Below are 23,870 nucleotides of genomic sequence, written 5' to 3'. Positions count from 1 at the left end.
CGAGGAATCAGGGGCACAACTGCTCCCTTCGGGGGTCGGAAAAGACAGCATGCAGCGCCGATCCACGACCGCCGCAGCGATCCGCCGCGCCGATCCGCCGCGCCCACCCGGACATCACGTTCAGTAATCAAGCCCGTGCGAGGTGAATTGCACCGACGCTACGGCGCACCCCGCACCCGATCATCCGACGAGTGGCGAAACATTCGCCCAGCACGTCCTACGCCTGTCGCAGCCGGTCGGGTCAAGCCGATGTGGACACCCCCCGGCAGCGGGGACCGCGCAAGCCCTGGGCGGGAAACAGAGCCACAGAAACGGGAACGAACGGCAGCGGACGGCGACGGCGCAGCCCCGGCCGGTCCCAGTACCGGCCGGTCACGTCTTTCGACCAAACCAGCCACATCCGGAGCGATGGCCGCCGCACCACGTTCACCTACGCAAATATGTGCATATCCCGCGGGAATCTTGACCAATGACCGATCGACGGTACGGTCCTTACCTACACGACGCCCTTCCCATCAATCTGGACGTCGCATCAGGTCTTTCAACTGGAAGGCGACATATGACACATCAGTTGCGTTCTCGATCACGTAGGGGACGGCAAGCGCTCGGCCTGATGGCCGCAGGGCTGCTCCTCGTCGGCGTGCTGCCCGGCACGGCGTCGGCAGCGGAGCCCGATCCACGAATCGGCCTCGGCGCCGGCTGGCTCGACGCGCAGTCCGCGATCAGCAACCTGGAGCACTTGGCGCATCGCGACAAGCCGGCGGGTTTCGTCGACCCGGCGAACCCCGGTAACGGCGGGTACTACGCCTCGGACCTCACCTTCGGCGGCAAGTACGCGTTCCTGGGCAACTACAACGGGTTCAACATCGTCGACATCTCCAAGCCCGCCGACCCGACGCTTGTCACCAGCGTCGTGTGCCCGGGTGGGCAGGGTGACCTCTCGGTCCACGGCAACCTGCTCTTCATGTCGGTCGAGGAGACCCGCGGGCGGGTCGACTGCGGAACCAACCCCAGCGTCGGCACCCGGTTCCAGGGCGTCCGGGTCTTCGACATCAGCAACGTGCTCAACCCGGTGCAGGTCGCGGCCGTTCAGCTCTGCCGCGGCTCGCACACGAACACGGTGGTGAGCGACCCGAAGGACCCCAGCAACGTCTACGTCTACGTATCGGGCACGACCTCGGTGCGACCGGCCACGACGATGGCCGGCTGCAACAACAACGCCGCGAACGGCGAGGACCCGTCGCGGTGGCGGATCGAGGTCATCAAGGTGCCGGTGGCGGCCCCTGAGCAGGCCGCCGTCGTGAGCCAGCCGCGGCTGTTCACCGATCCGGAGACCGGCCGGATCGACGGCCTGCAGAACGGGCCGCAGACGCCCCGGCACCCGTCCGGGTCGACCTGGTCGCCCACGCCGAACACCAACGCCTGCCATGACATCACCGCGTACCCGGAGATCGGGCTGGCCGCCGGCGCCTGCCAGGGCAACGGCATCCTGATGGACATCTCGGACCCGGCGAACCCCCGCCGGATCGATGAGGTCTCCGACCCGAACTTTGCCTACTGGCACTCGGCGACGTTCAACAACGACGGCACCAAGGTGATCTTCACCGACGAGTGGGGCGGCGGTGGCGGTGCTCGCTGCCGTGACACCGACCAGCCGGAGTGGGGCGCCAACGCGATCTTCGACATCGCCGACCGGAAGATGAAGTTCGCGAGCTACTACAAGCTGCCAGTTCCCCAGACGCTGCAGGAGAACTGCGTCGCGCACAACGGATCGCTGATCCCGGTGCCCGGCCGCGACATCATGATGCAGGCCTGGTACCAGGGCGGCATCTCCGTGTTCGACTTCACCGACTCGGCCAACCCGCAGGAGATCGCGTTCTTCGACCGCGGGGCGGTCAACCCGAACGCGCTCGTGCTCGGGGGGTTCTGGTCGGCGTACTGGTACAACGGCAACCTCTACGGCAATGAGATCGCCCGCGGCCTCGACGTGTTCAAGCTGACGCCCAGCCAGCACCTGTCGACGGCGGAGATCCAGGCAGCCTCGGAGGTGCAGCTCGGCCAGTTCAACGCCCAGGGCCAGCCGAAGGTCACCTGGACGCCGAGCATCGCGGTTGCGCGTGCGCACTACGACCAGGTCGTGCGTGCCAAGGCGATCGGTCACCCACTGGAGTCCCAGGTCGACAAGTTCCTGCAGCGGGCCGAGCGGTTCGCGGCCGACGGCCAGCGGGACGCCGCGGTGTCGCAGTTGCAGGAGATCGCCGGCAAGCTGACCGCTTCGGAGCACCAGAAGCTGAAGCAGGCGATCCTGGACCTGTCGGCATCGCTGTGACCTGTCCCTGACTGAAGGGCACCTCGACTCGAAGCCTTCGAGTCGAGGTGCCCTTTGCCTTTGTCTGCCGGCCGCGCGGATATCAGCGCATCTTGGCCAGTAGCTCCTGCATCCGCTGAATCTCGATGCTCTGGTCGGCGTTGACCTCACGGGCGAACTGGTCGGTCGCCGGCTCGAGCCCGCCACCCGTCGCGTAGAGTTCCTCCACCATCGCCAGCGCTCCCTGATGGTGGCCGATCATGAACGTGAGGAAGAGCCGGTCGAACTCCGCGCCGCGCGCCTGCTTGAGCTGGCCGAGCTGCTCCTTGTTGAGCATTCCGGGCATGAGCTTGTCGTGCGCGGCATGACCCGCGTTCGGTCCCATGCTCGGCACGCTCCGCTCCTCAAGCCACCGCTGCATCCGCGCGATCTCGTCACGCTGCGACACGTCGATCCGCTTGGCGAGCAACGTCAGGTCCGGGTTGGTGGTGCGGCCCTGCAGGAGTGCGGTCATCTCCAATGCCTGGGCATGGTGCGGGATCATTCCCTGAATGAACAGCGTGTCGGCTGCGGTGAACCCGGGCGCCGAGAGCTGAGACACCTCATTCCCCGACAATGATCTGCCCGGCTGGCCCGGCGCGCCCGGCTGGACCACGTGCGAGCTCGGCGGACGGTACGGCTGATCGCTGTTGGCCCAGAACACGACGAACGCTCCCGAGCCGACGGCGACCGTGGCGACGACAGCTGAAATGATCAAGCGGCGAGACGGGGTCATGACTCACGTACCTATCCGAGCTTGAGCTGGCAGAAGTGAGAGCCATAGTGTCTCATGTCCGTCGCCGTCACCAGGCCGCCAGCCGGCTGCGCGTAGATCGCCCACCGGCCAGCGAACGGCCGATTCACCCGAATGGCCAGGACCGGTCCACAAGGGGTCCGTGCCGCAAGAACCGCGACGGCAGCCCACTGCCGGCCTGGAAGCGGGCAGCGACTTCACCGACGAGACTTCCCCTACTTGTCGGCGTAGACCAGGTCCATCGCGTCGGTGCGCCCGGACCAGCGGAGTTCGAGGTGCCAGCAGCCCCCCTGCGGCATGTCGATGATCGATGGGCCCGGCCCGCCGGTGACCTCCCGGGTCACCCGCGTGTCGGTGCCGTCCAGCGTCGCGGTGATCGCCAGGGTGGCCGGCGACGTCGGGTCGGACGACGTCGTGGTACGACGGGGGACCCACAGGATCTTGTTGCTGGAGCCGTCGTCTCTGGCCTGCGCCAGCGGGTAACCGAACAGCACCGCCACGATGTCGCCCTTCACGCCGAAGACGTGCGGGATCCGGGCGTCCCCGCTGAACCCGGCGTCCGCCCAGTTGGGCAGGGACCCCGTCTCGACCCGCGAGCCGCAGCCTCCTGTCGCCGCGCTCGCCGAGGCCGTGATGGCCGGAGCGCCGACCGGCGCGGCTGACCGGCCCGTGGTCGTGCACCCCGCCAGCAGGACCACCGACCCCAGCAACAACCTGCCCCATGAACCCATCTCGCACCTTCCGGATAAGCGTCATGCCTGCCGACGACTCGACTCGTGCCTGGCACTGTCAAGACACCGGCCGGGCCCTCCGGGTTCCTGGCCGAGCCTCCAGGATCGGGCGGTTGACGGTCCGCCAGCAGGAGGGCCCGGCGCATGTCAGTTCCAGCGGTGCCGTCAGAAGGCAGGTCGAAGCGCGCCTGCGGTCTGGTCGCCTGTTCCCCTAATTCAGCGAGTTGGCGATCTCGATGGCCTCGAGCTGGGTGAGGTCACCTTCGAGCCGGTAGCTCACGCCGGCCTCCTGCCAGATCAGGGTCGAGGCGGCGAGCCGCGCCGTCTCCACCCGGACCGTACCCGCGCGATCCACATAGGCCAGTGCGTGTGGGCCACCGATCCAGACGGCGAAGTCGCCGTTGACCTCGACCCAGTCCACTCCCGGTCCGCTGGCCTGCTTCTGGAAGACCGGGTCGAGACCACCGTCGAAGGCATCGATGCGCAGCGCGCCCCCGCGATAGAGCAGCGTCGCCACTCGATAGGTGCCCATGCCATCGACATCGGCGACCAGCACCTGTTCGGGCGGGCCCAGCTTCGCCGGAATGCGGATCGGAAAGAGCACCTTCCGCTGCGCCTCATGCAGGGCGGCGGGCCGCTGCGCCGGCAACGGCGACGGAGTGCCGGTGGGCAGTGCCGGTGCGGGCGACGTGGCGATGGTGATCCCGGCGAAGCGCAGCAGCTCCGCCACGGCGTCGGCGAGGGCGGCCCGCCCCGGCGGGAGCACGGCAACGAGCAGTGCGACGAGTGCCGCGGCAAGGTAGTAGCGCCACCGGCGTCGCCCGGGCACGGGTGCGGCGAGTTGCGCGCGTACGCGGGCGGTCACGTCGGGCGGGGCGGGTGTCTCCAGCCATGCCGAGAGGTCACGCAGCTCCCTTTCGAGGTCATCCATGGCGAACCTCCTCGAGGTCGAGCAGGCCACGGAGCTTCGCCAGTGCCCGGGACGTCCGCGACTTCACCGTGCCTCGGGGCCATCCCAACATCGTCACGGTCTCGTCCTCGCTGAGATCGAGGAAGAACCGGCAGACGATCACCTCACGGTCCTTCACCGGTAGCAGTCGCAGGGCCCGTACCAGCGTGGCGCGGCGTTCCCCGGCGAGGACGCCGCCGACTGCGACATCCTCGGCGATGTCCGACTGCGGGTTCGCCGCCACGGCCCGCAGGACGAGTCCGTCCCTCCGATTGCGCGACCGGTGCAGGTTGCGGGTCTCATTGGCGACGATCGCGAGGAGCCACGAGCGGAAGGACGACTCTCCCCGATAGCGGGAGAGGTTGCGGTATCCCTTCACAAACGCCTCCTGGATGGCGTCCTCAGCATCCGAACCCGCGCCGAGCAGCACAGCCGTCCGGTACACGGCCGCGGTGTGCCGGGCGACCAGGCGCTCGTACGCCTCCAGGTCGCCTGCCCGAGCGCGGGTGACGAGCTCTTCGTCGTCCAGTGGAACCTCCGGTTGAGTCACACTCATGACACCGTCCGGGCCGTGCGGGTTCCATTCGGCGGGTGGAACCCGGGCGGGTCTGGCGGTGTCACCCGGACATGATGGCAACGACAACGCTCTCGCGTCGCACCGTTCTGACCGTGCTCGCCGGTACCGGCGCCGTAGCGCTGGTCGGCTGCCAACCAGCTCGAAGCCCGAACTCCGCCCGCGCCGTCACCATCCCCGACCCACTGCTCGTCCAGGTCGCCAACGGGCTCGGCGTACTGCGTGGTGCGGACCGGCAGACGATCCCACGCTCCGTCGCCACAGCCGACGGGCTGGCGATCTACGCGACCGCACCCGAAGGCCCCGACACCGCCTTCTGGCGGATCGACACCGCCACAGGCCGCACCTCCACCCGGGTCAAGCTGCCCGGACGCTGGGTGCCGCAGGCCGTCTCGGCGAGCGGTACGACGGTGGCGCTCACGGCGAACGAGGTGAATGTCACTGCGGGACGCCCGGACGGCCGGGACGTGACCCCGGTGCTGATCGCCGACGTCACCGGGGTCCGGCACCGGCTGGAGCTGCGGGGCAACTTCGTACCGGAAACGTTCACCGAGGATCTCGCCGGCCTGTTCGTCCTCGAGTGGCTCCCCGCGACGGCGCCGGACCACTACCGGGTCCGCGTCGTCGATCTCGCCACCAAGGCGCCCGGCCCGCTCTCCACCCGCGCCAAGGCGCCGATTCCGCCCGGCGCCGAGGAGGAAATGCGCGGCGACGGACGCCAGGCCGTGCTCGCGCCGGATCGCACGACCCTCTACACGCTCTACACCCATCAGCCCGACCACCAGCACACCCGCGACCTGGTCAGCGGGCGGCCGGGCAATGTGCACGCGTTCGTGCACACGCTGAACCTCACCGAGCGTTGGGCGTACTGCATCGACCTGCCGCACCCGTTCGGAGAGGCGTCCGCGAGCGGTCACGCCATGGCGATCAGCCCCGACGGAGGCCGGCTATTCGTCGCCGACGTCACGTCGGGCAGCGTCGCGGAGATCTCCACGGAGGAGCTGACGGTACGCCGGACGGCCACGCTGGCCAAGGGTGTGCTGGCCGGGGCGCCGCCGGCGGGCGGCACCGGACACGCCGCCGCCGACCGCGAGCGCCTCTTCATCGGCGCCGGCACGATGGTCCGCACGGTGAACCTCGCGCGCCCCAGCCTCGCCACCGAATGGCCGGTGCGCGAGCCCGTCACCGGTCTCGTGCTCAGCCCCGACGGCAAGCGCCTCTACGTAGGCCAAACCGATGCCGTGAGCTGGCACGATTCCGCCACCGGCACCGAACTCGGCCGCGCCGCCGTACCCGGCCTGGTGGTCGTACATGGCCTGGCCGGACCCGCCTGATCCCCCATCTTGACCCGACAGTGGTCGACCACACTCACCGCTGGCCCGGGCGTCGGCAGTTCAGCCCGACAAGCGCGTGATCGCCGGGCCTCGGAGGGACCGGCGATCACCGCTGGTGCAACTACGCGATGCGGCGGATCCGGCGGATGGCGAGATAGAGCAGGAGCAGGGCGAGAACGACGAAGATGCCGGTCTCGATGCCCTGGAAAAGCCAGAACCGGCCCGCCGGTTGGTACAGCTGCCAGTTGTAGGCGCCCGGCCCGACGCCCAGGTCAGCACCGCAGGCCGCACCGCTCGGTCCCCGAACACCCGGCGGACAAACGACCTGAGCGTCGGCCATCACCAGCTTTCCGTTGGCGTCGCGGACACCGCTGGAGAGGATCCAGTCGCCGCGGGTCATCCTCGGGCCCTCGGTTCCCTCCACGGGGAAGGTGAGGGTGCGGGCGGGTCGGTAGTGCGGTCTGGCCAGGATCGCCACTGCCGCCCGGACGCCGACGAACCCGGCAAGGGTGACGGCCATGGCGGGCAGCATCCGGCGCCAGAGGGTGCCGGCGAAGATGCCCAGCGCAACGGCGAAGAGGGTGTAGCCGATCGGGGCAATCCCTTGCAGGTCGAAGACGACGACGCCGAGTCGGCCCTCGTGTGCGGCATGGGTCAGCGGGGTGACCCACCACGACATGCCCAGCCCGTAGCAGATCGCGGCGGTCACCGTGGCCGCTGCGACCACGCCGAACTTGACCAGTGCCCACTGCGTCCGGCCGACGCCCTGGGTCCAGACCAACCGGTGCGTGCCGTGTTCCACCTCGCGGGCGACCAGCGGGGCGCCCCAGAACAGGCCGACCAGCATCGGCAGGACGAGAAGCAGCACGGCCACGAGGTTCAGACTGCCGTACCGGTTCGTAAACCGGCGGAACGCCGCGTCGCAGGTGTCCATCGTCGCCGGGGCCACGTCGGCGCGGGTCATCTGGCGCACGCAGTCCGGCAGTCCGAGGTCGGCGAACGTGTGCCGCATCGACAGGCCGATGGGGATCATCAGAGCGGCGAGTACCGCGAACCCGATCAGGGTGAACAGAACTTGTTTGCGGTGTTGCCGCCAGGTCAGCCAGATCATGCCGGCACCCCCCATTCGGTGTGACTCGCCGGTGTGTCGCCGTCTGCCAGGTAGGCCAGGATGACGTCCTCCAGGGTGACCTCGCGGACGGTCCACGAGGGATCGCCGATCGACCCGTCGGTGCGGACCAGGAGCGTGGACTGTCGATCGGTGTGGCTGGCCCGGACCACGGCCGCAACTCCGCCGATCGGACTGCCGTCGTGCCGGAGGCCCACGAGTTGCCGGTGCCCTGCCACGAGGTCGTCGACCGTGCCGACGAGCTGCACCTGAGCGGCGTGCAGCACGATCAGGTAGTCGCAGACCCGCTCCAGGTCCGCCAGCAGGTGCGACGAGAGCAGGACCGTGGTGCCGGCGTCGGCGACGCTGCCCATCAGCGACTGGAGGAACTCCCGCCGAGCCAGTGGGTCCAGGCTGGCGACCGGCTCGTCCAGCAGCAGCAGCCGTGGCCGTTTGGCCAGTGCGAGCGCGAGCGCCACCTGGGCACGTTGCCCACCGGACAGTTTGCCGACCGGCCGGTTCGGCGGGATGCCGAGCTGGGCCAGCCGGTTCCTGGCCAGTGCGCCGTCCCATCGCCGGTTCAGCTTCGCACCCATGGTGACCAGTTCGGCGGCGGTGAAGTCCCGGTAGAGCGGGGTGTCCTGGGCGACGAACCCGATGTCGGCCAGTGTCTTCGTGTTGTTGTACGGCGACTTGCCGAACACCCGCACCGCCCCGGCGTCGGGCCGGAGCAGGCCTACGGCCATGTGCAGCAGCGTGCTCTTGCCCGCACCGTTCGGCCCGACGAGAGCGGCGATACGTCCGGCCGGCAGGTGCAGCGAACAGTCTCGCAGCGCCCAGTTGCTCCCGTACCGCTTGCCCAGCTGTTCGGCCTCCAGGACCACGTCCATCCTCTGTCCTCTCATTCCGCTCGCGCGGGTTCCCTCTGCTGTGCCTGGTCGGCGAGCGTGGCCCGCATAGTGGTCTCCACCAGGGCGATCACGTCTTCGGGCGTGAGTCCGGCGGCCTGCGCCCGGTGCAGCCACGCCACCAGGTCCTCTCGCAGCTCGGCCTGGTTGGGCAGCGACGCGCCCGCCAGGGTGCGCTCGACGAACGTTCCGACCCCGGGTCGACCGCCGACCAGACCCTCGATCTCCAGTTCGCGGTACGCCTTGAGCACGGTGTTCGGATTGATCGCCAACGACTGCGCGACGTCACGAACCTTCGGCAACTGGTCGCCCGGCGTCAACAGGCCGACGCGTAGCGCCTGTTTCACCTGCTGCACCAGCTGCATGTAGGTGTTCACCTTCGACCGGCTGTCCAGCACAAACTCGATCACTCGAGACGATCCTCTCTATTGTCCTACGGCAGTAGGACTAATAGACAGCATTAACGCGGACTGAGCCGCTGTCAAGGGCGGTCACGGCGCGTCGCGCCGCGTGTTCACCCGGCGAGCCGATGGGTTCGGCGTCCGTCCTCGCCAACGTCGGTGAACGTCGACCGCCCGCCCGGACACGCCTCGCCATGCCCTACCTGCCATGCCCTACCTGCGATGCCCTACCTGCCAGGTGCCGAATATCTGGCTGCAAACGGGGTAGGCCCGGCCAACTCGGGCCAAGGGGGCTCGGGCCAGGGGGGACTCGGGCCAGGGGGGACTCGGGCCAGGGGGAATGCGCCGGCACCGGCCCTGCGACGTGCGTGCCCGGGCGCACCCTGCCCGTCTCGCCGCCGACGGGCGCCAGCCTTGAACAGGCACGGGGCGACCCTGGCAGCCCGGGTCAGCCCGATCCCGCAGAGGCCGGCGGACCTCGTCATGAGGGGTGAAACGACATGACACTCTTTCCTTGCGTACACCTCGCCTCGGGCTGTCGCCCGTGATGACCGCAGGTCGGCTGCGGCGCGGCCGTCGCCATCGAATCCCCGCGGAGCCCGCGGGGCGCCGACCCCTGACGCGGCTGACCGTGGCCAGCCTGGCGGGACACGTGGTCTTCGAGTTGGGGGCTGGCGTCGGTATGCCGCTCGTCTCGATACTCGGGCCGTACGCCGCAACGGGTTTCTGGACAATCGTCACGGGCGGCGTCTGGGTTGCGACCGCTCGCGACGCGTCCGCCGACAAACTGCTAGCGGCGGCGAACGGCTTCGGGCTCGCTGCCGTATCGGCTCATCTGCTCGGCTGGCCAACTCGTCGCACAAGAACAGGTCTGCCGTGGTTGGAAGACTGCGAAGGGCTGGGATCCCAGTTGATGCCCTTCTACAACCCGATCCTCTACTTTTCGGGCGCGACGGGCCTGCTCGCCATCGTCCGGGAGAACCGCACCGCCCGCGTGCGCCTGCCGATGGCCATGCTCGGACTCGTGCCGGCACTCATCGCGTTCCAGCATTGGGAGCACCGGCGATTGCGGAGGCAGGCCCACACCCGTCCCGGATGGTGGAACCGGCGGCTGCGGCGCCTGACCTCCACACCATGAGCCCACTCATCTGCACGCCCGCGCGACCCGCGGCAGAATCAGACGCCTGCCGACTGGGTCGTCATGCCGCGACACGCTGCCGGGGCGGATTTCGCGGTCGTGCGGAGGGGTGCGCGATGGGCTGCTCTAACCTTGGTCGTGCTCGAAGCCGGCAGTCGGAAGCGAAACCAACCAGCACCACCTCACGTGATCTTTGAGGCGCTCACCGAGCCGGACCGTGACCCGACCCGTCCGTGGCTCCTGCTGCTCGACGACGAGCAGCGTCCACAGACGCTCCAGGCCGAGAAGCCCCGCCTCGTCGTGTGGTCATCGATCTGGAACAAGCGATCAGACGCGACGGTGCGCTTCGACCTGCCTTCTGACGGCATGGCTGGGACCGACCTGCGCTGGACCCTCCTTCTCGCGGAGCCGCTGCCGGAACCATCGCTGCTCGGGCACATGCGCAAGCGGCTCAACCAGCCGATCAACGCGAACCTGCGGTACACGTTCGGCCAGTAGAGCGCTGGGCGCCAACGGTTCACCCTGGTCCGCGAGGCTCCTGCCCACGCGTACACGTACCGCCCGTGCGCGAGGGTTTCTAGACTTCAGTCATGGTGACCTCGATGCCTGCCGTCGCGGAGCTCGGCGAGCGACTGGGCGAACTCGGGTGGATCAGTGATCTCCATGTCGCGGGTTCACTGGCGACCGGCGACTACGTTCCCGGCGTCAGCGATCTCGACCTGGTCGCACTGGTCAACGGCCCGGTCGATGCGCACCGGCAGTCCACACTCATGACGGTGCATCGTCATCTTGACGAGGGCGCTGGCGCGGGTCTCCACCTCGGATGCGTCTATGTCGACGCCATGAAGCTCTCCGACGTTCGAATGGAGCACCCGACCTGGACTCACGGCTCACTCGTCCAGCGCATCCTCTCGGGGATCACCAGGGCTGAGCTCGTGCGCCATGGATACGCCATTCTCGGCCGCTCGCCGCGCGATGTGCTCCCGGCGATGAGCGACGACGACGTACGCGAGGCTGCCCATGCTGAGCTCACTGGGTACTGGGCGTGGGCGGCCCGGCGTCCGTGGATGTGGTTGGATCCCGTCATCGCCGATCTCAGTCTCACGTCGATGGCCCGTGGCCGCTACGCGCTGAGCAACGGTGCACTCCTCACGAAGAGCCAGGCCGTCGAACGGGCCAATGCTCCGGCTTGGCTGGTCAATCAGCTACGCGCCAGGCGCCGGGGCGAAACCCTCACCTCACCCCGCCTGCGAACAGCCCTGATCGCCTGGCGTGACGCCCGTCAAACCATCGCCCACGCACACAACGGCCAGGCGTAGGCGGGCCGCTCTCCTTACCCGGCAGGAACTACCGAGACGACAAATTGGCGCACTGTCTTCGGCAAGACTGCGCATCGGGTGCCACCGTACGTCCCATCACGTACCGTGACGGGACGGCCAGCAGGCCCGGCTGACGCGCTGACAGCGGCCCGCTTGGTAGCCGCACAGCGTCTTACAGAGGTGCGCTCGGACACTCGGTCGGGTCCGCGTTGATCACCGAGTACGGCCAGTTGTTGGCGTGTGGATAGGCGGAAGTGCCTGTCCTGCACGGCAAACCTGTGATTGCGGCATCTGCAGGCTCCCTCAACGAGGGAGGCCCGTCCGAGGTGCAGCATTCACTCTGCGGCGTTGCGGATGTCGTGCGCGGCGGATCATCAGCGTCAGGCCCGGTGTGCCACCTGGACAGTCCGTTGTAGCGGGCCAGGTAGGCGGCGACCGCCGCTTCATGCCGGAATGAAGGGAGCTCCGGAGCAGCCGGTCCCCAAGGGAGCCCTTGTCTGCCAGGTATCGGCTTCTCCCCGGGCGGGCATCGGACCAGGAGGGTTGGCGGTAGTCTTCGGCGGATCGATTGTCGGCGAGGTCGCCCCTCGCCGTGGACAACTGATCGCCGAACCTCCGCGTCTTGTATGTTCGCGAAGTGAGCGAGTTAGGGGTACCGGTGCGAAGACTGCTGTCACTCTGCGTACTCGCGTTGGTGGTGGCCGCCGCTACCGGCTGCAGCGAGCCGAACGCGCAGACGGAGACCCCTGGTCTCGCGCCCCGGGGCACGACGATGACCACGGTGCAGCCCACCCGCCAGGACCTTGCCAACAAGGTGAGCCTGTCCGGCAAGGTGACCATCAATCCGGTGTTCGGAATCGTGGCCCCGGCCGCCGGGCAGGTGCGGTACCTCGATGTCAGGACGCCGCGGAGTACGCCGACCAGGCCGACGAGGGTGGCGAGCGTCTGGGAGTCCGGCAAGGCGCACCGCATCGATGTCCCGGCGGGTGCGATGTTTGCCGGCCGACTGGTGGACGACCGCTCCAATGTGACCGCCGGGATGCCCATCGTTTCGGCGAAAAAGGTCGGCTACGGGCTCGTCGCCGAGATCGACGGTGCCCAGGCATACAAGATCTCGGATGCGCTCGCGACGGTCCAGGCCCAGATCAAGAACGGCCCCGGACCGTTCCCGTGCAAGGTGCTCGGCACCATCGCCGCCCTGCCCGCCGGCACCATCCCGGACCCGCCGGCCGCGCAGCCGTCCGCCGCGCCGTCCGGCCAGCCGTCCGCCCCGCCAGTCGCCCCAGCGCCCTCGGTCGAGCAGGACAGGACCGAGCCGTCGGAGCCGACCGGAATGCGCCTGGTGTGCACCGCACCCGCCAGCGTGAAGCTGATCAACGGCGCCAGCGCCACGCTCGAGGTGGTGACCGCGAGGGCCACCAAGGCGCTGGTGCTCCCGGTCGAAGCGGTCGCCGGCGGGCAGGGCCGGGGCAAGGTGGACGTGGTCAAGCCGGACGGTACCCGGGAGACCAGGGACGTCGTACTCGGGCTCAGCGACGGCAAGGCCGTGGAGATCAAGTCCGGTCTCACCGGCGACGAGACGGTCGCAGTCCCCGGCCCCAACCTCCCACCCGCCAAACCCGGCGGGGAGGACAGCCCCGCCGCTCCGATGGGTGAAAAATGACGGCGTTGCTGGAGCTCAACGGCATCACCAAGACACTGAAAGGCCAGAAGGCGCCGCGCACCATCCTCGACGGCACCGACCTGACCGTCGACAGTGGTCAGAGCGTGGCCATTCTTGGCCGCTCGGGATCCGGCAAGAGCACACTGCTCAGCCTGATCGGCCTCTTCGACCGGCCCGACGGCGGACAGTACCTGCTGGATGGCCGGGACATCACCCGGCTACCGGAGCGTAAGGCGGCAGCACTGCGCAGCGCCGAGTTCGGCTTCGTGTTCCAGCGGTTCTTCCTGCTCAAGCACCTGACCGCCGCGCAGAATGTGGCGATGGCCCTGGTGAACGGCCAAGGCTGGCTGCCGCGCCGCAAACGCAGGGCCAGGACCATGGCGGCCCTCGACGAGGTCGGCATCGCACATCTCGCCAAGCACCGGCCGGCCCGCCTCTCCGGCGGCGAGCAGCAGCGGGTGGCGATCGCCCGGGCGCTCGTCCGGGAGCCGCGTCTGCTGTTGGCCGACGAGCCCACCGGGGCGCTGGACACTGAGACGGGCAACCTGGTGATCGAGGTGATGCGCTCAGCAACCGACCGGGGTTGTGGTCTGATCCTCGTCACCCACGACTGGGACCACGCCAACAAGATGCAGCGCGTGCTGCGCCTCAGCGACGGAGTGCTTCACCCGGCTACCGACACGGGGAGCGTGCCTCAGTTGAGCGGGCCAGCGCGGCACAGAGCGGCGATCGGGCCGGACCGGACCGATGCTCAGCGCAGCGGGGCGGCGACGTGATCCGGCTCTCTGGGCGATTCCGCTCGGCTCTGATCATCGGTGGTCAGGGCATCCGGGCCCGCAAAACCCGCACCCTCCTGTCGATGGTGAGCCTGTTCCTGGGGGTGCTGGCCGTCGTGGTCGTCCAGGTCGGCGCGGAGACGGCGAAGAGCGCCCGGCTGGCTGATCTGGAGCTGCACGTGGGCAAGGACGGCACCCGGCAGACCTACCTGCCGGGCAACGCCGACACCATCCAGATCAGCCAGGACACCCTGAAAGGGCGCAAGGACGCGGTCGCGGTCTCCACCACCCAGGCGATCATCGGAGAGCCGGGCGTCAACCCGGTCAACCCCGGTGCCGCCCCGTTCGACCAGCCGGGCGGCGGGCAGTACGCGGGTCCCGGTGGCGTCGAGATGTACTGCGACCCTCGCGGTTACTGCGAGCCCATACAGACGGCCGGCGACGCCCCGGCCGTCCCCGTGCCCGGCGAGGCGATTGAGCTGAGCCTCAGCGCGCTGACCGGCGACATCCGCCAGTTCCGGCCCTTCCGGTCGGTGTCCGGCCAGTGGCTGGACTTCTCCTCCGACCCGTCGTTGTCCCCGCGGATCGTCCTCAACCTTGAGGCGGCCAAGGGCTTTACGCGCCACCAGGTGCCGGCCGAGATGCGCGTTGAGGGGGCGACCGCCAACCCGACGCCGCGCATCATCGGGGTGATCGACGACGGCAATCCGCAGCCCACCGCCTACACCCGAGCAGATGAGCTGCAAAACTGGGTGCCCCGCGCGAGCAACGGCGGCAACTTCGGTCCCGGGCTGCAGGTGATGCTTGCGCCCACGGCAGGCGACGTGGAGCAGCTGCTGCGAATCCGACTCGCGGCCAGCGGGATTCCCGCGGAGCAGCTCCAGTTCGAGACGATCCAGGCGCGGAAGGACATCGCCAAGGAGCTGGCACTCATCCGCTGGATCTTCCTCGGCATGGCCGGCCTGGTCCTACTCATCGGCGTCGCCGGCATCCTCAACGTCGGGCTCGCCACCGTCGGAGAGCGGGTCGAGGAATTCGCGCTGCGGCGCGCGGTGGGCACCTCACGGTCGCTGCTGGCCGGCATCGTCCTCGCGGAGACACTTCTGACCGGCCTCTTCACCGCGGCCGCCGCCATCGGATTGTCCGCGCTCGCATTGACCGCAGTCAGCACGCTGTTCGGCGACCGGGAGCAGTTCCTGCGGGATCTGGTGTTCCCCTGGCAGGCAGGGGCCGCGGGGGTCATCGCCGGCCTCGTCGCCGGGCTGCTCGGCGGCCTCATCCCGGCGATCCGGGCCGCCCGCATCCCGATCGCCACCGTTATGCGCGCCTGAGGCGTCGCGCAGGTATGAGGGACCGGCAACGACGCGCGCATTGCGGCAGATGCGTGCGCATGATCATGAAGATGTCGATTACGGCGAGTTCGGAGGCTTGGCCTTTTGCGGGTAGATCGTCTCGTGACGGGCCAGCATGGCAACGAACTCGTCGATCTTCCGCTCGCGGGTCTGCGACCGCTTGACGGCATTGACGCGGTGGATGAGAGCGAACCGGTTGGTTTTGGTGAGTACGCCGAACATGGCCTGGGCGGCGGGGTTGGCAGCGATGGCGGCGAGGAGGTCGGCCGGCACCTCGGCTTCCGACGGCGGGGCGTAGGCGGCCGCCCACCGCCCGTCCGCCCTCGCGGCTTCTACCGCGACGCGGCCTGGGGGCAGCATTCGCCCCTGCGCCTCCAGCCGGGCCACGTGGGCGACGTTGCGTTGTGACCAGGAACTGCGGGGCCTGCGAGGGGTGAACCGGATCCAGGAGGTTTCCTGATCCCGTTTACGGGCCTGCCCGTCGATCCAGCCGAAACACAGGGCCTCGTCGACCGCCTGCTGCCACGTCAGCGTCGTGACTGTGCCGCCCTTCTTGGCCAGGGCGAGCCAGACACCGGGCGAGGTGGCGTGGTTGGCCGACAACCACGCGCGCAGCGCCTCGGCGTCCGCAACGATCAACTCATCCAGTTCGGCGCTACCCATGACTGCAGGCTATCGCTGCGCCGTTGTCGCAGCCTCTGCCTGTGGGCCAGACCGACTCGCCGGGCTGCCGGCGCGCCGGTCGCTCGGCGGCGGGGCAGGACCTCGACGCTCAGGACGGTCTCGACGTCGGGCCGGCATGTCGGACTCCTCGTGCACGTGCCGGTTGCGGCGAGCGTCGTCCACCACTACGGGCCTCTGACAATCACCAGCGCCATCCACGGTGGCGGCCAGACGCCGTACGAGCCGGCCACGCCCGGCGATCCAGCCGCGCACCTCAACCGCTCGGTCTGCGGCAAATGAGTTCACCGAAGCTGGAGTAGCCCACGTTTGGCCATATAGGCTCGCAACGTCTCGGCGTCCTCGGCGGACATCAAGCGGCGGGGGATCACGGTCGCCGGCATCCGGCCGACGTACACGATCCAGAACTCAGGAGTGTCCCTTACCCGGGCGACCCCGTCCCAGGCGATGCCGCCGGACTCCGAGCCGCTGCGCATCATGATGTTGTCGTCGGTGATGTCGTAGGCGCCCTCGACAGCGTAGCCACTGGAGCGGCGCCGGGCACGCAACCGCACCCACGGCGAGTACAGCATCGACAACAGGCCACCCACGACCATCGCCATGCACAGCGGCAAGATCTGGTCGCCCCACGCGAACCCCCGCGAGACGGCGAAACCGATCGCCCCGACCGCCGCCAGCACCGCGCCGATATAACCGTACTTACGCAGCCGGACACTGCTGAGCGCAGCGGCCACGCGGCCTGGGTAGGCGGGATCGGCCGGGACGTCAAAACGGATGTGCACGCCAGAACGATAGTGCCCCCATCCGCCCTCGGGCAGCGCCTGACTCGCGCCCCGCTGGCCGGATCGTCGGGAGCGGCCCGCTCTCAGCGGCTAGAAGCGTGCGCGGGGGGCGTTGATCTGGGGTGGCAGATTAGGGAACGATCACTACGCCGCCTCGCACGCCGCCTCGGGCCAGTCGGTCGTGCGCCGCCGCCGCGTCGGCGAAGGAGTACACCCCGGCGACTCGCAGCGGGATGTCACCGCTTTCCACCAGTTTCACAAGGTCGGTCGGCCGGGAGCCGTCCGGCAGCACGTTCAGTGCAAATGTTCGGATCCCCCGCACCGGCTTCGGGCGCAGCGGGGGTGAGGCGGCCAGTTAGGCGCCGCCGTCCCTGATCAGTTCCATCAGTGACGGGCCGATCAGTGCCAGGTCGACAACGGCGTCGAAGTTGTCCGGCGCTACCGCGAGCGGACCGTCCGAGCGGGGCACGAACGCCGCGCCCTGCGACTCGACGAACTCGCGGTCGTCGGTTCCCGCGATTCCTGTGGCGTGCAGGCCGGCGATCCGGGCCAGCGCGAGGGTGAACCCGCCGACCTGACCTGCGGCGCCGGTGACAAGCACGGATGAGCCCGTCGGGAGCGTGGGCAGGTCGAGGGCTTGGGCTGCGGCGAGGCCGTTGGTTGGCAGGGTCGCGGCCTCGGTGGCGGGAATCCCGGCGGGCGCGGCGGTCAGCCACTCGGCCTCTAGGACCACATACTCCGCGTGGGCACCGACGGTGGTGCGCAGCCAGGGCGAGAAGCCGACGACATCGTCACCGATCGCGGGATCTGCGACGGAAGGACCAACCGCGTCGACCCGGCGATCGTCGGGATGCGGTACGCCTCGGCCGGGGTCTTCACGATCAGGTGAGCCGCTCCCCCACGTACCGCGAGCCGGGCGGCGGCGCCGAGCAGCCGCGGCGCCCCGTCCCGGGTGCGCGGATACACCCCCATGTAGGTGTAGAGCACCACGTGGCTGTCCAACTCGGGCAGCAGTTCGTCGACCAGTCGGCGCAGCGCGGCCAACGCCTCCTCGTCCTGCTCCGGCGAGGCCTGCTGGGCGTAACTCAGCGACACACTGCGCAGCCCGTGCTGCCGGAAGAACATCCCTTCCAGCTCGGTCACGGCGATCAACAGGCTGGGCGGGCAGAGCTGCCCGAGCAGGCAACCGCCGAAGCTCTCCAGATGTGGCTCGACGCCGACGTCGCGCAGCCGACCGTACCCGGCGCAACAGCGCGCCCAACTGTCGACGGCGTCGCATAGTCGCACCCGCCTGTACGGCGGGCGGTACGAGACCGGGCCCCCCTCGGTGGCGTCCACCCCGGTCCGCAGCAGCGCGGCAAAGATCTCCTCGGGCAGCGCCGAGCCGTGCCGCACCTGTACCGGCATTCCGTACCGTGCGCGGCGGCCAGCACCCAACGGGTCGCCTCCGCGCGTGCGCGACGATCGGGTAGCCGTTCAGGGGTAACCCGTCGGCCAGCGCTCGCCGGACCGCCGCGTGGTCGCCGACCCGCGTGTAGCTGTCCAGCGTGACGGTACCCACGGTCGCCGCCCGGGCCCCGACACCGCGGTCAGCCCCGGCTCTCATGGCGACCGGGTCGCCGAAGCCCATCCGGGGCTGCACGACCAGCTCACCTCGGGCCCGCGCGGCGGCGACGGCCGCGGCGAACGGACCGCGCGGCACACCGGATCCCCCGGCGCTCATCCCGGCCGTCCAGTCCCAACGAATTCGAGGCGGCGCAGGTACGCCACAGGATCGGGTGCCGGTGCGGCAGGATCGAGGTGAGGTCGGCGTACTCACACATCGGCCGGTCCCGCCAGCACGCGCAGTTCCAGGGTCACCTTCGCGATGGCCGGTCCGGCAATGTTTGCGCCGATCGATCCGCTACCCCGGTATCCGAGCCCGCAAAGCCTGGATGAACCAGTCCAACGCCGGCGCCAGGCTTTCCCCCGCCGGCCAGCCGTTGATCACCGAGAGCAGCTGAAGGTACAGCTCTCTGCGAGAGTCATTCGCGGTCTCCAATCTGGTCAACAGCAGGCGCCGAAGGTCGAGGTCGTCGGGGCGGCCGACGGCGTACGCGTATTGAGCCGTGACCGCCGTGACGATCGGCTCGGCATCAGGCGAGGTCGGGTCGATGCCGGCTGCCAGGGCCGGGCCAGCCTGGTCACGAACGAGGGCGGCAGCATCGCGGCGCACCAGCGTGCTGTCGCCTTCGGCACGCTCGGCCGCGTGCTGCTGTGCCATCCGCCGCATGCTGGCGCGAAAATCCGGGTCCTGCGACAGTTCGGCCAGTTCCACCCACGCCTCGACCTGCTCGGCCTCAGGGTTGTCGGGCAACTCGGGGGTCATCGAGCGCCTGATCCCCACGAACTCGGGCCTGACGTCCAAGCCACCGAAGACGGTGTCGAGGAACTCGTCGACCAGACGCCGACGTTCATCCTCGGAGAGTTTGGCCAGCTTATGCATGAGATCCATCTCCTCAGGGGTGGACCCGCGCCTGGCCACCGCCGCGAGCACCGCACGCCGCAGGCGCAGCATGCGGATCTGCACCGCCAGTGCTTCGGCGTGCGCTGCGGCGACCTCGGGAAGCGAGATCTCCCGGTCCACGACCTTCCGGATGGTCGAAAGGTCCAGTCCCAGGTCGCGCAGCGTCCGCACGAGGTCCAGGCGTGCTAGGGCCTCGATGCCGTAGCGACGGTAGCCAGCCGGGCTGCGATCAGTCGGCGGCACGATCCCGCGGTCGGAGTAGAACCGAATCGCCTTGACCGTCAGCCCGGTTCGCCGGGCCAGATCACCGATCGAGTACAACGTGTCGCCGTCCATGCCCCCACCCTCGCGCCTCCCCCTACAGGAGACGCAAGCCCGCTCGCCCGCCAACAGCGAGCTGCCCTCAGCCACAAGTGTTGCCGCCGAGAAAGTCACGCGACAGCCGAGGCGGGCGCCACCCTGTCGGGTTCGCTCGATGCGGCGGGATCACCAGGACGAACTCGGCGCCACGGCGGGGTGGACGACCGATCATCCCCGACTGCGGGGGCGGGGCGGTCCGGCGTAGTACCCGGTTTGAGCGCATCCGGGCGATGGCGAAGGCGAGGGTGGCCTGCGGATGCTTGACGCATTCACGTCCGGTGCGGGTGGATAGGACGTACTCATCTGGTAGCCAGCGCTGCCTTGGCAGTCCAATGGAGAGGAATCATATGACCATCCCACGCCTGCGCGGTGCCGCACTGGCCACGGTCGCCCTGGTGGCCGCCGGACCGGTGGTGTCACCGGTCCCGGCCGGCGCAGCACCGGGCAACCCTGGTGCCCCCCGCTACTCGGCCGGTGCGGCGAGCGTCGGCGACCCGTACTTCCCGGACGAGGGCAACGGCGGATACGACGTCCAGCACTACGACTTCAACTTTTCCTACGACCCGGCGACCCGGTTCATGGACGCCACCGCCACGATCACCGCGATCGCCACTCAGGATCTCGACCAGTTCAACCTGGACTTCCGCGGTCCGGGAATCTCCTCACTGACGGTCAACGGGCATGCGCACGAATTCACCCGCGACGGTCAGGAATTGATCGTCACTCCGCGCCCGAAGCTCAAGACCGGGCAGAGGTTCACCGTGGTGGTGAGGTACGCCGGCGTACCGGGCCCGGTCACCGACCCGGACGGGTCGATCGAAGGCTGGGTGCCGACCGACGACGGGGCCTTCGTCGTCGGGGAGCCGCAGGGCACGCCGGCCTGGCTGCCCACCAACGACCACCCGACCGACAAGGCCACCTTCCGGTTCACCGCCAAAGTGCCGGAGGGGCTCACCGCCGTCGGCAACGGCCAGCTCCTGTCCCAGGAGACCAGGGACGGCTGGACCACCTTCACGTGGGACTCGACCGAGCCGATGGCCACCTACCTGGCGACGATCACCATCGGCAACTTCGTGGTCACCGAGTCGACCACACCCAGCGGGATCCCGGTGTACGTCGCGGTCGACCCGCGGCACGTCGCCGGGTCCGCCAACGCGGTGGCGCAGATCCCGAAGATGATCGACTTCTTCTCCTCGAAGTTCGGTCCGTACCCGTTCGCCTCGACAGGTGCGATCATCGACCGGGCCCCGAACGTGGGCTACGCCCTGGAGACCCAGACCAAGCCGATTTTCTCCGGCGCGGCGAGCGTCAACACAATGGCCCATGAGCTGGCCCACCAGTGGTACGGCGACAGCGTCTCGCCGGAGCGCTGGTCGGACATCTGGCTCAACGAGGGCTTCGCCACCTACGCCCAGTGGATGTACACCGAGTACAACGGCGGCGCGTCGGTCAACCAGACCTTCAACAGCAGCAGCAACTATGGTCGGGCCGCGTCGTCGTCGTTCTGGCAGATCGTCCTCGCCGACCCGGGCCCCGAGGACATGTTCAGCAACATCCCGTACAACCGGGGGGCGATGACCCTGCACGCGTTGCGCGGCAAGGTCGGCGACGACACCTTCTTCCGCATCCTGCGCGAGTGGGCGGCGAGCCACCGCCACAGCCACGCCGGAACGGCTGAATTCATCGCCCTGGCCGAGCGGGAATCCGGGCAGAACCTCGGTGCCTTCTTCGACGTGTGGCTGTTCCAGAAGGGCAAGCCCACGACCTGGTGACGCCGGTGGGGCCCCGCGACCGACGGGTCGCGGGGCCCCACCCGCGCCTTGGAGGGAGCCGATAGCCGCAAGCAGCCGGCGCACTTACCTTCGATATACCGGGCGCGGCGGGTTGCTGTCTTGATGTGGTGGTTTGCATGGACCGGAGGGAGCGTTCCGCGGTCGGAACGCTCCCTCCGGTTTCAGCTGGTACGGGTGTTACGGCTCAGCTGGTGAACGTGAAGTAGGCGCGGTGTTGGAATCCGTTGTCGAGGGTGAGGACAAACTCGCGGCAGGTGCCAGCCCAGGTGGGGTCGGTCTTCCACGGGTAGTTGTACTGGCCGTTGGCGCTGACCGACATGTGTGATCCGCCGGGGTTGTGGGCGGCGACCGGGGTGGGTCGGGGGGTGATCGGCCCGTCGGGGCCGACGGTCTTGAGGGTGTCGCAGTCGACCAACCGGGAGTACGGCGAGCCACTGGCGAGAACGTTCAGGCCGCGGTTGGTGGCGAGCCGGAACTTCATCGGTGCGGCGTCACCGGCGATGACGGTGTTGACGGCGGGCTGCGCGGCGCGACCGATGAAGTCGCCCCGGCAGGACGGGTGCGTGTCGAACGCCTCGGCGTTGTCATTGCGGGCGGTGGTGCCCTGGACAGCGCTGTAGCCGAGACCACGACGCGCGAAGGACGCCCAGAGGGTGCAGGCGTTCTCGCCACCGGTCAGGGCCGCGTCGGCGGCGATGATCGCATTGCGACCAGTGACGAAACCAGGCCCGCAACCCTGCATCTTGAGCCCGTCCATGACCAGTTGAAGGGCGAGGTTGTTGCCGCCGGTGCGCCACGACTCGTAGGCGTTCGGGTTGAAGCCGTGCCGGTCAACGAGGTTCCAGGTCATGTCATACAGCACGGCCGCCCAGCCGTGGCCGATGCCGTGCGGCGCGGCCAGGGAGGTGCCGTCCAGCCAGCCGCCGGTCTTGATGCTGTCGTAGGTGAACGGCTGGATCTCCATGTTCCGCGAGTACGGCCGCGGCCGGATCCCGGGACCCACCCGGCTGTCCTGGAACAGCGGGTACTGCCCGTAACCGCGAGCGTTCTCCGGATCGTCGATCGCGGGGTTGAGCAGCGAGACGATCGCGAGGAAGTCGCTCCAGCCCTCGCCCATCTGCTCGTCGCCGGTCAGGCAGTTGACCGTCGGGCCACCGGTCAGCCGGTTGGAGACCCCGTGGCCGTACTCGTGGAAGATCGTTTCCGAGCGGAACGAGGCGTCCCGCATCGCCGGCCGGGCCAGGTTACGGTGCACCCGACCGGACGCCGGCAGCCCCGCCTTGATGCTGTTTCCGTCGGCCTGGCTCACCATGACCGCGGGAATGCCGACCGCCGGGCTCATGGATCCGCTCATCGCCGCCGGGGCGCCCGCGACGTTGTTGACGACCACCACCGCGGCGGCGCCGGCCTGCTCGGCGTTGACCACCTGGGTGTAGAAGTTGCAGCTGCTGGTCCGGTCGACCACGGCGACCGCACCGCTGGGCATGCTGTGGGCGGTGCAGCCGTCGCCGGTCGCTCCGACGCCGTCGTTGACGAGCACCACCTGGCCGGCGAAGCCGGCGCTGGTGGGCGCGGGGGTGAACCGCGCGTACTCCGCCTCGTACGTGCCGGCGGCGGAGCCCGCGTCGATCGTCACGGCGTTCGGCAGGCCGAACTGGTTGCCCGGCCAGAGGAACATCTGCATCCGGGGGCGACCACCGTCCAGCGCCGGCGTGGAGAAGTTGGCGTTGTTCTGGCCGGAGCCGTCATGCGCCTCGCACTGCACGTCGTCGCCGCCGGTTCCACCCCGCCCGTAGTTGTTGACCTGGAAGTTGCCGGACGCCTCGTCGAAGCCGTACCGGTGGGTCAGGTCGTGGACGACGTTGCACCAGTAGAACTGGTTCACCACCGCGGCCTGGGCGTAGGTCTGCGGATGCTCGTTCAGGTCGGCCGGGAAGTTGAAGGTGAGGCTGGCGCCGCCGTCGGCCCAGCTGCCGGGGTCGACCTGGTTGTTGGCGTCCCGGTCGGTGTAGGCGTACGCGTTGTTGCCCCGGGTGGTGGTGTGCTCGGCGCCCGGCGTGCCGTCGGTGTCGTGCCAGCCGTACGGCGACGCGGTCCCGTCCGCCGGGTTGGTCACCAGGGTCTGCGGGCCGTCGTTCGGGTCACCCTTCGGAAACTCGAAGACGCGGTAGCTCGACCCGTCATCGACCGGGTTCGGCGGGCTGACCTTGTCGGTGGCGACGGTCGGGGTCGCGATGGCCGCCGTCTTCGTCTCCCGGCGGCCCAGCGTGCTGGCCAGGTCTGTCGGGCTGTCCTGGTCGGTCCAGTCGTCGGCGTTGAGCAGTTTGCCGGTTTCGGCGTCGATGCTGGCGTTCCACAGGTGGGTGTCGGAGGAGTCGTCGATGACGAGTTGCC

The 23,870-nt window shown here is 69.1% G+C and carries 23 protein-coding genes and 1 pseudogene; 9 read left to right on the top strand and 15 right to left on the bottom strand.

All coding sequences use genetic code 11. The features are described from left to right. Positions 1-613 precede the first annotated feature (613 nt). Positions 614-2,329 carry a hypothetical protein gene (locus ABZ807_RS30255; RefSeq protein ID WP_357165491.1) on the top strand — a complete coding sequence of 572 codons (1,716 nt, stop codon included), beginning with the start codon at positions 614-616 and terminating at the stop codon, positions 2,327-2,329. A gap of 82 nt (positions 2,330-2,411) precedes the next feature. Here the strand turns inward: ABZ807_RS30255 and ABZ807_RS30250 are convergent, their stop codons facing one another. The 4 genes from ABZ807_RS30250 to ABZ807_RS30235 all read right to left on the bottom strand — a co-directional run bounded on the left by ABZ807_RS30250 (position 2,412) and on the right by ABZ807_RS30235 (position 5,337). Continuing rightward, complete coding sequence (locus ABZ807_RS30250; RefSeq protein WP_357165488.1) at positions 2,412-3,083, bottom strand: DUF305 domain-containing protein; 672 nt, start codon at positions 3,081-3,083, stop codon at positions 2,412-2,414. Positions 3,084-3,316: 233 nt separating this feature from the next. Next, positions 3,317-3,832 carry a hypothetical protein gene (locus tag ABZ807_RS30245; RefSeq protein WP_357165485.1) on the bottom strand — a complete coding sequence of 172 codons (516 nt, stop codon included), beginning with the start codon at positions 3,830-3,832 and terminating at the stop codon, positions 3,317-3,319. A 211-nt stretch (positions 3,833-4,043) separates the two neighbouring features. Continuing rightward, positions 4,044-4,763: a hypothetical protein gene (locus ABZ807_RS30240; protein WP_357165482.1), complete on the bottom strand. Its 720-nt coding sequence runs from the start codon at positions 4,761-4,763 to the stop codon at positions 4,044-4,046. Then, positions 4,756-5,337: an RNA polymerase sigma factor gene (locus ABZ807_RS30235; protein WP_357165479.1), complete on the bottom strand. Its 582-nt coding sequence runs from the start codon at positions 5,335-5,337 to the stop codon at positions 4,756-4,758. Before ABZ807_RS30235 ends, ABZ807_RS30240 begins: the two co-directional genes overlap by 8 nt. Positions 5,338-5,450: 113 nt before the next feature. Here ABZ807_RS30235 and ABZ807_RS30230 point away from each other — a divergent pair, with 113 nt between their 5' ends. Continuing rightward, positions 5,451-6,689: a hypothetical protein gene (locus tag ABZ807_RS30230; RefSeq protein WP_357165476.1), complete on the top strand. Its 1,239-nt coding sequence runs from the start codon at positions 5,451-5,453 to the stop codon at positions 6,687-6,689. A 121-nt stretch (positions 6,690-6,810) separates the two neighbouring features. Here the strand turns inward: ABZ807_RS30230 and ABZ807_RS30225 are convergent, their stop codons facing one another. From ABZ807_RS30225 to ABZ807_RS30215, 3 genes are read right to left on the bottom strand one after another with little or no spacing between them, the layout of a single operon-like run. Beyond that, complete coding sequence (locus tag ABZ807_RS30225; protein ID WP_357165473.1) at positions 6,811-7,800, bottom strand: transporter; 990 nt, start codon at positions 7,798-7,800, stop codon at positions 6,811-6,813. Then, on the bottom strand, positions 7,797-8,687 hold the full coding sequence (locus ABZ807_RS30220; RefSeq protein WP_357165470.1) for an ABC transporter ATP-binding protein: 891 nt from the start codon (positions 8,685-8,687) through the stop codon (positions 7,797-7,799). The genes ABZ807_RS30225 and ABZ807_RS30220 overlap by 4 nt, the downstream gene beginning before the upstream one ends. An 11-nt stretch (positions 8,688-8,698) precedes the next feature. Then, a complete protein-coding gene (locus ABZ807_RS30215) occupies positions 8,699-9,115 on the bottom strand; it encodes a GntR family transcriptional regulator (protein ID WP_357165467.1) in 417 nt (138 codons plus the stop codon). Positions 9,116-9,758: 643 nt separating this feature from the next. Here ABZ807_RS30215 and ABZ807_RS30210 point away from each other — a divergent pair. From ABZ807_RS30210 to ABZ807_RS30185, 6 genes are all read left to right on the top strand, one after another. After that, positions 9,759-10,244 (top strand): hypothetical protein, encoded by a 486-nt coding sequence (locus tag ABZ807_RS30210; protein ID WP_357165464.1) that lies wholly within the window; start codon positions 9,759-9,761, stop codon positions 10,242-10,244. Between the two features lie 138 nt (positions 10,245-10,382). Then, a complete protein-coding gene (locus tag ABZ807_RS30205; RefSeq protein ID WP_357165461.1) occupies positions 10,383-10,742 on the top strand; it encodes a hypothetical protein in 360 nt (119 codons plus the stop codon). Between the two features lie 92 nt (positions 10,743-10,834). Next, positions 10,835-11,563 carry a nucleotidyltransferase domain-containing protein gene (locus ABZ807_RS30200; RefSeq protein WP_357165458.1) on the top strand — a complete coding sequence of 243 codons (729 nt, stop codon included), beginning with the start codon at positions 10,835-10,837 and terminating at the stop codon, positions 11,561-11,563. A 658-nt stretch (positions 11,564-12,221) separates the two neighbouring features. Beyond that, entirely contained in the window at positions 12,222-13,226 is a 1,005-nt protein-coding gene (locus ABZ807_RS30195) for an efflux RND transporter periplasmic adaptor subunit (protein ID WP_357165455.1), read from the top strand. After that, on the top strand, positions 13,223-14,002 hold the full coding sequence (locus ABZ807_RS30190) for an ABC transporter ATP-binding protein (RefSeq protein WP_357165452.1): 780 nt from the start codon (positions 13,223-13,225) through the stop codon (positions 14,000-14,002). The genes ABZ807_RS30195 and ABZ807_RS30190 overlap by 4 nt, the downstream gene beginning before the upstream one ends. A gap of 83 nt (positions 14,003-14,085) precedes the next feature. Continuing rightward, entirely contained in the window at positions 14,086-15,333 is a 1,248-nt protein-coding gene (locus tag ABZ807_RS30185) for an ABC transporter permease (RefSeq protein WP_357165449.1), read from the top strand. Between the two features lie 78 nt (positions 15,334-15,411). Here ABZ807_RS30185 and ABZ807_RS30180 read toward each other — a convergent pair whose 3' ends face one another. From ABZ807_RS30180 to ABZ807_RS30150, 7 genes and pseudogenes are all read right to left on the bottom strand, one after another. After that, positions 15,412-16,017 (bottom strand): YdeI/OmpD-associated family protein, encoded by a 606-nt coding sequence (locus tag ABZ807_RS30180; RefSeq protein WP_357165446.1) that lies wholly within the window; start codon positions 16,015-16,017, stop codon positions 15,412-15,414. A 302-nt stretch (positions 16,018-16,319) separates the two neighbouring features. After that, positions 16,320-16,817: a YcxB family protein gene (locus ABZ807_RS30175; protein WP_357165443.1), complete on the bottom strand. Its 498-nt coding sequence runs from the start codon at positions 16,815-16,817 to the stop codon at positions 16,320-16,322. Between the two features lie 130 nt (positions 16,818-16,947). Continuing rightward, the gene (locus ABZ807_RS30170; protein ID WP_357165440.1) at positions 16,948-17,139 is read right to left on the bottom strand and encodes a zinc-binding dehydrogenase; all 192 of its coding nucleotides are present in this window, start codon (positions 17,137-17,139) and stop codon (positions 16,948-16,950) included. 33 nt (positions 17,140-17,172) lie between these two features. Next, entirely contained in the window at positions 17,173-17,550 is a 378-nt protein-coding gene (locus ABZ807_RS30165) for a hypothetical protein (protein ID WP_357165494.1), read from the bottom strand. Continuing rightward, on the bottom strand, positions 17,541-18,224 hold the full coding sequence (locus ABZ807_RS30160) for a hypothetical protein (protein ID WP_357165437.1): 684 nt from the start codon (positions 18,222-18,224) through the stop codon (positions 17,541-17,543). Before ABZ807_RS30160 ends, ABZ807_RS30165 begins: the two co-directional genes overlap by 10 nt. Positions 18,225-18,327: 103 nt before the next feature. Next, positions 18,328-18,447, bottom strand: a pseudogene (locus tag ABZ807_RS30155) (hypothetical protein); the annotation flags it as partial. Between the two features lie 273 nt (positions 18,448-18,720). Beyond that, complete coding sequence (locus ABZ807_RS30150) at positions 18,721-19,659, bottom strand: MerR family transcriptional regulator (RefSeq protein WP_357165434.1); 939 nt, start codon at positions 19,657-19,659, stop codon at positions 18,721-18,723. Between the two features lie 371 nt (positions 19,660-20,030). On the opposite strand from ABZ807_RS30150, the gene ABZ807_RS30145 reads away from it, so the two are divergent. Continuing rightward, a complete protein-coding gene (locus tag ABZ807_RS30145) occupies positions 20,031-21,455 on the top strand; it encodes a M1 family metallopeptidase (protein WP_357165431.1) in 1,425 nt (474 codons plus the stop codon). A 205-nt stretch (positions 21,456-21,660) separates the two neighbouring features. Here ABZ807_RS30145 and ABZ807_RS30140 read toward each other — a convergent pair. Next, a partial coding sequence (locus tag ABZ807_RS30140; RefSeq protein ID WP_357165428.1) for a M36 family metallopeptidase occupies positions 21,661-23,870 on the bottom strand: 2,210 nt, incomplete at its 5' end.

The sequence above is a fragment of the Micromonospora sp. NPDC047548 genome (assembly GCF_040642975.1).
Classification (GTDB): Bacteria; Actinomycetota; Actinomycetes; order Mycobacteriales; family Micromonosporaceae; genus Micromonospora.
Note: the sequence above shows the minus strand (reverse complement) of the source record. Positions and strands in the feature narration are given on the sequence as shown.

What these genes read in the sequence shown, in the direction of transcription:
- ABZ807_RS30255 (WP_357165491.1), top strand. Translation starts at nt 614, where the DNA reads ATGGCCGCAGGGCTGCTCCTCGTCGGCGTGCTGCCCGGCACGGCGTCG.
- ABZ807_RS30250 (WP_357165488.1), bottom strand. Translation starts at nt 3,083, where the DNA reads ATGACCCCGTCTCGCCGCTTGATCATTTCAGCTGTCGTCGCCACGGTC.
- ABZ807_RS30245 (WP_357165485.1), bottom strand. Translation starts at nt 3,832, where the DNA reads ATGGGTTCATGGGGCAGGTTGTTGCTGGGGTCGGTGGTCCTGCTGGCG.
- ABZ807_RS30240 (WP_357165482.1), bottom strand. Translation starts at nt 4,763, where the DNA reads ATGGATGACCTCGAAAGGGAGCTGCGTGACCTCTCGGCATGGCTGGAG.
- ABZ807_RS30235 (WP_357165479.1), bottom strand. Translation starts at nt 5,337, where the DNA reads ATGAGTGTGACTCAACCGGAGGTTCCACTGGACGACGAAGAGCTCGTC.
- ABZ807_RS30225 (WP_357165473.1), bottom strand. Translation starts at nt 7,800, where the DNA reads ATGATCTGGCTGACCTGGCGGCAACACCGCAAACAAGTTCTGTTCACC.
- ABZ807_RS30220 (WP_357165470.1), bottom strand. Translation starts at nt 8,687, where the DNA reads ATGGACGTGGTCCTGGAGGCCGAACAGCTGGGCAAGCGGTACGGGAGC.
- ABZ807_RS30200 (WP_357165458.1), top strand. Translation starts at nt 10,835, where the DNA reads ATGGTGACCTCGATGCCTGCCGTCGCGGAGCTCGGCGAGCGACTGGGC.
- ABZ807_RS30190 (WP_357165452.1), top strand. Translation starts at nt 13,223, where the DNA reads ATGACGGCGTTGCTGGAGCTCAACGGCATCACCAAGACACTGAAAGGC.
- ABZ807_RS30185 (WP_357165449.1), top strand. Translation starts at nt 14,086, where the DNA reads ATGGTGAGCCTGTTCCTGGGGGTGCTGGCCGTCGTGGTCGTCCAGGTC.
- ABZ807_RS30180 (WP_357165446.1), bottom strand. Translation starts at nt 16,017, where the DNA reads ATGGGTAGCGCCGAACTGGATGAGTTGATCGTTGCGGACGCCGAGGCG.
- ABZ807_RS30160 (WP_357165437.1), bottom strand. Translation starts at nt 18,224, where the DNA reads ATGCCGGTACAGGTGCGGCACGGCTCGGCGCTGCCCGAGGAGATCTTT.
- ABZ807_RS30150 (WP_357165434.1), bottom strand. Translation starts at nt 19,659, where the DNA reads ATGGACGGCGACACGTTGTACTCGATCGGTGATCTGGCCCGGCGAACC.
- ABZ807_RS30145 (WP_357165431.1), top strand. Translation starts at nt 20,031, where the DNA reads ATGACCATCCCACGCCTGCGCGGTGCCGCACTGGCCACGGTCGCCCTG.